The sequence below is a fragment of the Enterobacter sp. PL1 genome (genome assembly GCF_945957325.1).
GTDB classification, from domain to species: domain Bacteria; phylum Pseudomonadota; class Gammaproteobacteria; order Enterobacterales; family Enterobacteriaceae; genus Enterobacter; species Enterobacter roggenkampii.
On the sequence record NZ_CAMFKT010000021.1, the window covers coordinates 96,126 to 104,536 of the forward strand.

The 8,411-nt window shown below is 54.6% G+C and carries 7 protein-coding genes; 3 read left to right on the forward strand and 4 right to left on the reverse strand.

Annotation, left to right across the window (positions count from 1 at the left end; genetic code table 11):
• The first annotated feature begins 62 nt into the window (after positions 1–62).
• Positions 63–578, forward strand: coding sequence for a protein disulfide oxidoreductase (locus N6P30_RS18240; RefSeq protein WP_065366034.1), 516 nt, complete (start codon positions 63–65; stop codon positions 576–578).
• Between the two features lie 36 nt (positions 579–614).
• Here the strand turns inward: N6P30_RS18240 and N6P30_RS18245 are convergent, their stop codons facing one another.
• The 3 genes from N6P30_RS18245 to N6P30_RS18255 form a co-directional block, all read right to left on the reverse strand.
• On the reverse strand, positions 615–2,081 hold the full coding sequence (locus tag N6P30_RS18245; protein ID WP_023325650.1) for a pyridoxal phosphate-dependent decarboxylase family protein: 1,467 nt from the start codon (positions 2,079–2,081) through the stop codon (positions 615–617).
• Positions 2,082–2,099: 18 nt separating this feature from the next.
• On the reverse strand, positions 2,100–3,476 hold the full coding sequence (locus N6P30_RS18250) for a diaminobutyrate--2-oxoglutarate transaminase (protein ID WP_014884533.1): 1,377 nt from the start codon (positions 3,474–3,476) through the stop codon (positions 2,100–2,102).
• Between the two features lie 332 nt (positions 3,477–3,808).
• Positions 3,809–4,816 (reverse strand): LacI family DNA-binding transcriptional regulator, encoded by a 1,008-nt coding sequence (locus N6P30_RS18255; RefSeq protein ID WP_058673311.1) that lies wholly within the window; start codon positions 4,814–4,816, stop codon positions 3,809–3,811.
• Positions 4,817–5,054: 238 nt separating this feature from the next.
• On the opposite strand from N6P30_RS18255, the gene N6P30_RS18260 reads away from it, so the two are divergent.
• Both N6P30_RS18260 and N6P30_RS18265 read left to right on the forward strand, forming a co-directional pair.
• Positions 5,055–6,296, forward strand: a complete 1,242-nt coding sequence (locus tag N6P30_RS18260; RefSeq protein WP_032663209.1) for an MFS transporter — start codon at positions 5,055–5,057, stop codon at positions 6,294–6,296.
• A 16-nt stretch (positions 6,297–6,312) separates the two neighbouring features.
• Entirely contained in the window at positions 6,313–7,746 is a 1,434-nt protein-coding gene (locus N6P30_RS18265; RefSeq protein ID WP_032663210.1) for a glycoside hydrolase family 32 protein, read from the forward strand.
• Between the two features lie 77 nt (positions 7,747–7,823).
• Here N6P30_RS18265 and N6P30_RS18270 read toward each other — a convergent pair whose 3' ends face one another.
• A complete protein-coding gene (locus N6P30_RS18270; protein ID WP_065366035.1) occupies positions 7,824–8,285 on the reverse strand; it encodes a hypothetical protein in 462 nt (153 codons plus the stop codon).
• Positions 8,286–8,411 lie beyond the last annotated feature (126 nt).

Here is an 8,411-nt window from a genome sequence, read left to right on the forward strand (position 1 = left end):
TTCTTTACAGCGTGATGGTGTATTGCCCGTTAAGATGACCTTCGTTAAAACACGAGGTCACAATGGATAACCGCAAAATCAATCGACTGCGCCGCTGGGCGCGGGAAGGGGTAATACTCGTTCTGCTGACGCTGGCCGTGGCGTGGGGAGTTGATCAATACCGAAAACCGACACTCCCCGCCAGTTTTAGTGCAACGCCGATGACGAGCATCGACGGAAAAATGCATGATATTGCGGCGCTCAGCCAGGAGCGTCCGCTGCTGATCTACGTCTGGGCGACCTGGTGCAGCATTTGCCGCTACACGACGCCTGCGGTTAATCTACTGGCAGAAGAGGGCGGGAACGTGGTGAGTATCGCCATGCGCTCTGGTGATAACGCAAAGCTTGCACGCTGGGTTGACAAGAAACAGCTTAAAATGCCGGTGATAAACGATGAAAACGGTGCGCTGTCGCAGGCGTGGCAGGTGAGCGTGACGCCGACGTTAGTCATTGTATCGAAGGGGAACGTGGTCAGTACCACAACGGGCTGGACGAGCTACTGGGGATTAAAAATCAGGATGTGGTGGGCGGGCTTATAAGAATAACCCCTCTCCCGGCGGGAGAGGGGTTTTATATTACTTAGCCAGAACTTCCTGCGCGGTGCGCTCAACCAGAGACAGCAGGATTTTGATATCTTCCAGCGTCACGGTTGGGTTCAGCAGCGTCAGCTTCAGGCAGGTCACGCCGTTATGCTCGGTCACGCCGACGTTTGCACGGCCGGATTCCAGCAGCGCATCACCAATTTTCTGGTTCAGCAGAGCGATACCGGCATCATCTGCCTGCACCTCGCCACGGAAGCGGAACAGCACGCTTGCCAGCTGCGGCTGCATAACCAGTTCCAGCGCAGGCTGCGCTTTCACGTACGCCGCAACCTGCTGTGCCAGGGTCACGCCGTGATCGATGATCGCCGCGTATTGCTCCTGACCCAGCGCTTCCAGGCTCATCCACAGCTTCAGCGCGTCGAAACGACGGGTCGTCTGCAGAGATTTGGAGACCAGGTTCGGCACGCCGGCTTCTTCGTCGAACTCAGAGTTCAGGTAAGCCGCCTGATAGCGCATCAGCTCATAGTGGCGCGCTTCTTTCAGCAGGAACGCGCCGCAGCTGATGGTCTGGAAGAACTGCTTGTGGAAGTCCAGGGTGACGGAATCCACCAGCTCAATGCCGTCCAGGTAGTGACGATACTGCTCAGACATCAGCAGCGCGCCGCCCCAGGCCGCATCAACGTGTACCCAGATGTTCTGCTTCGCCGCCAGTTCAGCAATGGCGCGCAGCGGATCGATAGCACCGGCATCGGTGGTACCTGCCGTTGCGACGATCGCCAGAATCTGCTCGCCGTTCGCATTGCACTGTTCGATTTTCGCCGCCAGATCGGTCAGATCCATGCGGGAGAATTCGTCCGTTTTCACCTGCACCACGGACTGGTAGCCCAGACCCATCAGCGCCATGTTTTTCTGCACGGAGAAGTGCGCGTTTTCAGAGCACAGTACGCGGATCTTACGCAGATCGCCCACCAGACCGTCCTGCTGAACGGAGTGACCCTGACGCGCAAAGAACGCATCGCGCGCCAGCATCAGGCCCATCAGGTTGCTCTGGGTTCCGCCGCTGGTGAAGACACCGGCGTCACCAGCCTGATAACCCACGCGGGTACGCAGCCACTCGATCAGTTTGATCTCGATGATGGTTGCGGACGGGCTTTGATCCCAGGAGTCCATACTCTGGTTAGTGGCGTTGATCAGCACTTCCGCCGCCTGGCTTACGACCAGGCTTGGGCAGTGCAGGTGCGCCACACACTGCGGGTGATGAACGGACAGGCTGTCTTTCAGGAAGAACTCCACGGCGCGTTCAATCGCCGCTTCGTTGCCCAGCCCTTTCGGGTTGAAATCCAGCTTAATACGGTCGCGCAGTTCCGCGACCGTTTTGCCCTGGTACATCTCAGGCTGTTTCAGCCACTGCATCACAGCCTGAGTGCTTTGTTCAATCGCCTGCTGGTAAGCTTCAATGCTCTGCGCAGAGGAGAACAAAATTGGGTTTGAATCAGACATCGTAATCAATAACTCCGGTTACGCCGGGCGAACGCCCGCAGCAAGCAGTGCCTGCTCAAATTTATCCAGGAAGATCTTCAGCTCTTCATCACTGATCAGCAGAGAAGGCAGCAGACGCAGAACGATACCGTTACGACCACCGCGCTCCAGAATCAGACCGGCTTCGAAGCACTTCTTCTGAATCAGTGCAGACAGCTCGCCGTCGCCCGGGAAGCAGCCCATGTGGTCAGCGGCTTCGTGCGGCTTAACGATCTCAATACCGATCATCATGCCCAGACCGCGAACGTGACCGATAACCGGATAACGTTTCGCCATCTCTTTCAGCTGGCCTTTCAGCCATTCGCCCTGTGCCGCCACTTTGCCTGCGATGTTCTGGTCTTTCAGGATTTTCAGCGTCGTCAGACCGGTTGCCATCGCCAGCTGGTTGCCGCGGAAGGTACCGGTGTGGTGACCTGGCGCCCATGCGTCGAACTGCTTTTTGATACCGAGTACGGCCAGCGGCAGACCGCCACCGACTGCTTTAGACATCACGATGATGTCTGGCTCGATGCCCGCGTGTTCGAAGGCGAAGAATTTACCGGTACGGGCAAAGCCAGCCTGAACTTCGTCGAGGATCAGCAGAATGCCGTGTTCCTGAGTCACTTTACGGATGCGCTGCAGCCACTCAGCCGGAGCCGGGTTCACGCCGCCTTCGCCCTGAACCGCTTCCAGGATCACCGCAGCAGGTTTACGTACGCCGCTTTCAACGTCGTTGATCAGGTTATCGAAGTAGTAAGTCAGCGCTTTCACGCCCGCTTCACCACCGATACCCAGCGGGCAACGGTATTCGTGCGGGTAAGGCATGAACTGCACTTCTGGCATCATACCGTCTACCGCTTCTTTCGGAGACAGGTTGCCGGTCACGGACAGTGCGCCGTGGGTCATGCCGTGGTAACCACCAGAGAAGCTGATGATACCGCTACGGCCGGTCACTTTTTTCGCCAGCTTCAGCGCTGCTTCAACGGCGTCAGCACCGGATGGACCGGTGAACTGCAGGCAGTACTCTTTGCCCTGGCCAGGCAGCAGAGAGAGCAGGTATTCGGAAAACGCGTCTTTCAGAGGCGTTGTCAGATCCAGAGTATGTAACGGCAAGCCGCTGGTAATGACATTTTGGATGCTTTTCAGCACATCAGGATGGTTATGGCCAAGAGCAAGGGTCCCTGCACCTGCTAAACAGTCAAGGTATTCTTTATTATCTGCATCGGTGATCCACACGCCTTCTGCTTTAGTGATGGCTAAAGGCAGTTTGCGCGGATAACTCCTGACGTTAGATTCAAACTCGGCCTGACGGGCCAGATAGGTTTCGTTGCTTTTGTGGGCATCTACGGTGTCAATACGGACTTTATCCGTCATCATATCACTCCTACAACCGCCGCTTCGTTATGAGCCACGATTGAATAAAAAGTTAAAAAACAGAAGGGGCCTGAAAAAAACGCCGCCAATATAGAGCCTTTTGCCACGGGGCTCAATGGTTAATTTGTTTACTGTTTTGTGACACGTGTGTATAGCGAGGAAATATCCCCTTTTTTAAAATGAAAATTGTATTTTATGCCAAATAAAAACAGCTAGTTACAGGCTATTTGCCCGGTGTGTAAAGTCGCAGAAAAGAGTGTGACAAATCGTGCCATTCAACGGCACAAAAGGAGGGAAGCTTTCCCTGTTTATCCGGCAGGTGCAGAAAACGGTGCTCACGTTGCCTGTGCAACGGAATCACGCAGTAAAAATGGACTTTCTACGCGCGTGGTTTCCTGATGTTCTTCACCGTTAATAATATGCAGGGCGCTCAGGCGACCAATTTCATAGTGCGGCAGTTGTACCGTCGTGAGAGGAGGAAGGAACAACTCCCCAATGCCCACCATATTGTCATAGCCGATCACCGCGACGTCGTCCGGTATACGAAGCCCTTGTCCCAGTAGCGTCTGGTACACCATAAACGCGATACGATCGTTACCGCAGATAACGGCGTCGAACCTGGGAATGCCATTCTGCATGTGCGCCAGCAACACGGCCGGAATGTCGCGATAGTGCTCATCGCCGAGTGCCATATAGCAGTGCTCCAGGCTGTCCGGATCGAGCCCCGCTTCACTGCATGCACGCTCCAGCCCCTGACGCCGGCGGGTTGTGGCCAGATGCCCCTCAGGTAAATGCAGGCAGAGAGGGCGTCGATAACCCTCCGCGAGTAACGCCCGCACGGCGGTATATTGCCCCTGCTCATCATCGGGAATATAGCTGGCGACCTTTTCGCCGTCGCTTTCGCAGTTGGCCAGCACGCAGGGAAGGGTGAGGAGTTTGGCCGGGAGAGGAACCTGACGTAACCCCATGGTGGTGTAGATAATTCCGTCGGGCCGATGAGAGAGGAGAAGGTCGACAATGGCGTCCGGATTGTCATCGGTAAACATATTCATCACGAAGCTGTTCCAGCCGTGCATTCTGGCCGTCTCTTCAATAGACAGCGTGATCTCCACCGAGAACGGCGTCGTCACCGTATCGAGCGCCAGTACCCCTATGGTTTTAGGCGAGGCATGCGCGCCGCGTATTTTCTTGGCGGACAGATCGGGCACGTAGTTGGTCTGCTCAATAGCCAGCTGAACGCGCGCCAGCGTTTCCGGCTTAAGGCGCTCCGGGCTGTTCAGCGCGCGGGAGACCGTCATCAGCGATACGTTAGCCAGCTTTGCGACGTCCTTCAGGGAAGCCATTGTCTTACTCCGTGAATATTCTGCGTGAAAGGGTATACAACTAAGTCGCTGATGTAAAAGAAAGGCTGATGCCCAGGCCGGGTCATGTTTACCTCAGTGATGAATATTTGATCGCGATCTCATTCTCTTAATGTTAACGTTAACTTTCGTGATTAACATCTTAAATTTCAGCCAAACAGCATGAGAAAGCGTAAATGTTAACGTTACCATTGCGTCATTACTCCAACATGAGAATGTCATGATGAAAACGCATCACTCTCACAGCTACCCTTTATTAAGCGCATTACTGTTTTTCTTTTTTGTCACGTGGTCATCTTCCGGCTCGTTGCTCTCTATCTGGCTCCACCAGGAGGTGGGGTTAAAGGCAGGGGATACGGGGGTCATCTATGCCGTGCTGTCCATCTCCGCGCTGTGCGCGCAAATCTGCTACGGCTTCATTCAGGACAAGCTCGGCCTGCGAAAAAACCTGCTCTGGTTTCTCACCAGCCTGCTCATTCTTTCCGGTCCGGCCTTCCTGCTGTTTGGTTATCTGCTGCAGATTAACGTGTTGCTCGGCAGTATTTTCGGCGGGATTTATATCGGGCTGACGTTTAACGGCGGGATTGGTGTACTGGAATCCTATACCGAGCGCGTAGCCCGCCAGAGTCAGTTTGAGTTTGGCAAGGCGAGGATGTGGGGATCCCTTGGCTGGGCGGTGGCAACCTTTTTTGCCGGTCTGCTGTTCAACATCAATCCGAAGCTGAACTTCGCGGTGGCGAGCTGCGCCGGGCTGGTGTTTTTTGTATTGCTGGCGCGCCTAAGAGTCTCTTCCGCGCCGCACGCCATGCAGGAGGCGGTATCCGGTGGTAAGGTCACGCTGGAGGATGCCTTACGCCTGTTGACGCTGCCGCGCTTCTGGGCGCTGGTGTTTTTCGTTATTGGCACCTGTATTTACGGCGTTTACGACCAGCAGTTCCCGGTCTATTTCTCCTCACAGTTCCCGACGTTGCAGGAAGGAAACGCCATGTACGGCTATCTCAACTCCTTCCAGGTTTTCCTGGAAGCGGCGGGCATGTTCTGCGCCCCGTGGCTGGTGAATCGCCTCGGTGCGAAAAACGGCCTGATTTTCGCCGGAATGGTGATGGCGATGCGTATGGTGGCATCGGGTCTGGTTGAGGGACCGGTATTGATCTCCATTACCAAGCTATTGCACGCGGTTGAACTGCCCGTTTTGCTGGTCTCCATCTTTAAATACAACAGCCTGCATTTTGATAAGCGGCTCTCTTCCACCCTCTATCTGGTGGGCTTTGCCTGTACAAGCTCGGTGATTGCCTCGGTCCTGTCACCGCTGGCAGGTTACAGCTACGAGAAATACGGCTTTGCCCAGTCCTATCTCATCATGGGGCTACTGGTCTTCAGCACCACGTTTATCTCCATCTTCCTGTTGCGCTCGGGTAAGTCCTCTTCTGACCCGCTCATGCCGCAACCTTCCACCATCTGATCGAAAGAGTAGAGAAATGATGTATTCCATTACGAAAGCAGAACAGGAACTGCAGTCCAGACGCGAAGGGCTTAATCTGCGCTGGTATCCCCGTTACCACCTCGCTGCGCGCGCTGGCTGGATGAACGACCCGAACGGCCTGGTCTGGTTTGACGGCTGGTATCACGCCTTTTATCAACACCATCCGTATTCGACCCAGTGGGGGCCAATGCACTGGGGCCATGCGCGCAGCAAAGATTTAGTTCGCTGGGAGCACCTCCCGGTTGCGCTGGCCCCGGAAGGGCCAGACGACAAGGACGGCTGTTTTTCCGGCTCAGCGGTGGTGGATGGCGATACGCTGGCGCTGATTTACACCGGCCACAAATTCCACGGCGATCCCGGCGATGAGGCTAATCTCTACCAGGTTCAGTGCCTGGCAACCAGCCGTGACGGCATCCAGTTTGTGCGGCACGGGACCGTCATTGATACACCGCCCGGGCTGCATCACTTCCGCGATCCGAAGGTATGGCGTGAAGGGGCGTGGTGGTACTTGGTCGTTGGCGCGCGCGAGGGGGATACGGGCCAGGTGCGTGTGTACCGGTCTGCCGATCTGCTTGAGTGGCAGGACAGGGGCGTGCTCGCGGTGGCTGAAAAAGAGCTGGGTTATATGTGGGAATGCCCGGACTTTTTCACTCTCAATGGTAAACGCGTGCTGATGTTTTCGCCTCAGGGACTGGCGGCAGACGGATTTAAACATCGCAATCTCTTCCAGAGCGGCTATCTGGTAGGCGAATGGCAGCCTGGTCAGCCCTTTATGCGTGAAGGTGAATTTGTGGAGATGGACTACGGGCATGATTTCTATGCGCCGCAAAGCTTCCTGACGCCTGACGGCCGCCGCATCGTTATCGGCTGGCTGGACATGTGGGAATCTCCCCTTCCGGAACAGGAGGACGGGTGGGCTGGCATGCTCTCTTTACCGCGCGAACTGACGCTAAGCGCGGATAACCGCCTGCAGATGCGGCCAGCCAGAGAAGTGGAAAGCCTGCGCGGGGCGTGGTTCCCCTGCCCGATAAGTACGCTTAATAACCAGCAGATGACGCTGGTGGAACACTGCGATGCGATGGAGGTCATTCTGCAGTGGGATTGCGCCAACAGCAGCGCGGAGCAGTACGGCATTCGTCTTGGCGACGGGTTACGCCTTTATGTTGATGCGCAGATGCAGCGCCTGGTGCTGGAGCGAGACTATCCGCAGTATGGCCTGTGCGGGACCCGAAGCGTCGCGCTTAACCTTAGCAACGCGCTTAATCTTCGTTTGTTCTTTGATAGCTCCTCCGTGGAAGTGTTTGTTAACGAGGGTGAGGCGTGCCTCAGCAGCCGTATATATCCTGATGCCGACTGCCGCGAGCTGGCGTTATTTGCCTGGACGGGAGGAGCATCGCTTATTCATGGCGGGGCGTGGCAGCTGGAGTAAATCTATTAACGAGCTAAATAAAGCCCCATAAACATGGGGCTACGTAAATCTTATCAGGTGGTAGCGTCCTGCAAAGATCACATTTTTGATAATTGTGCGTTTACAACTCTCTCTTTTTCGACAACCAGCTGCATAATATAGTTACCCTTGTGCCATGAACCTTTATTTGGCTTCCAGCCTTTCGAAAGCAGATATTCAGCAGCATCAGAGACAGGCTTATTCATAACGTGATCCGCATCACCTGATAACTTTTTTAAATCACCGCTTACTTTGGCTGGCTTGCTATCACAACGACCGGCAGCATCCATAACCTGAGTGCAGCCTTCAGGAAGGCGCCTGTGCGCTGACTGTGCAAGTTGAGCTGCATTCTCTAAAGCCTGTTTTTCAGCCGCAGCGTTAATGGCTGTGGTGCGGTTTTGCTCTGCAATATAACAAGCATCTTTACTCACTCCTTTGCTTTGACAATCAGCCATCCGTTGAGCTGGTGAGGAACACGCAGCAAGAGATAATATAGCCGCTACCATCATTAACTTTTTCATTATTGCCTCAGTAATTACAATTATAAATATAGGTGCCTAACATCAAGCCGATCCATATCCCTAATAAAATAAAAGTGAGATACAAAACAGCGGAAATAAAAATGTACTTTGTCATTTTTGTGCTAG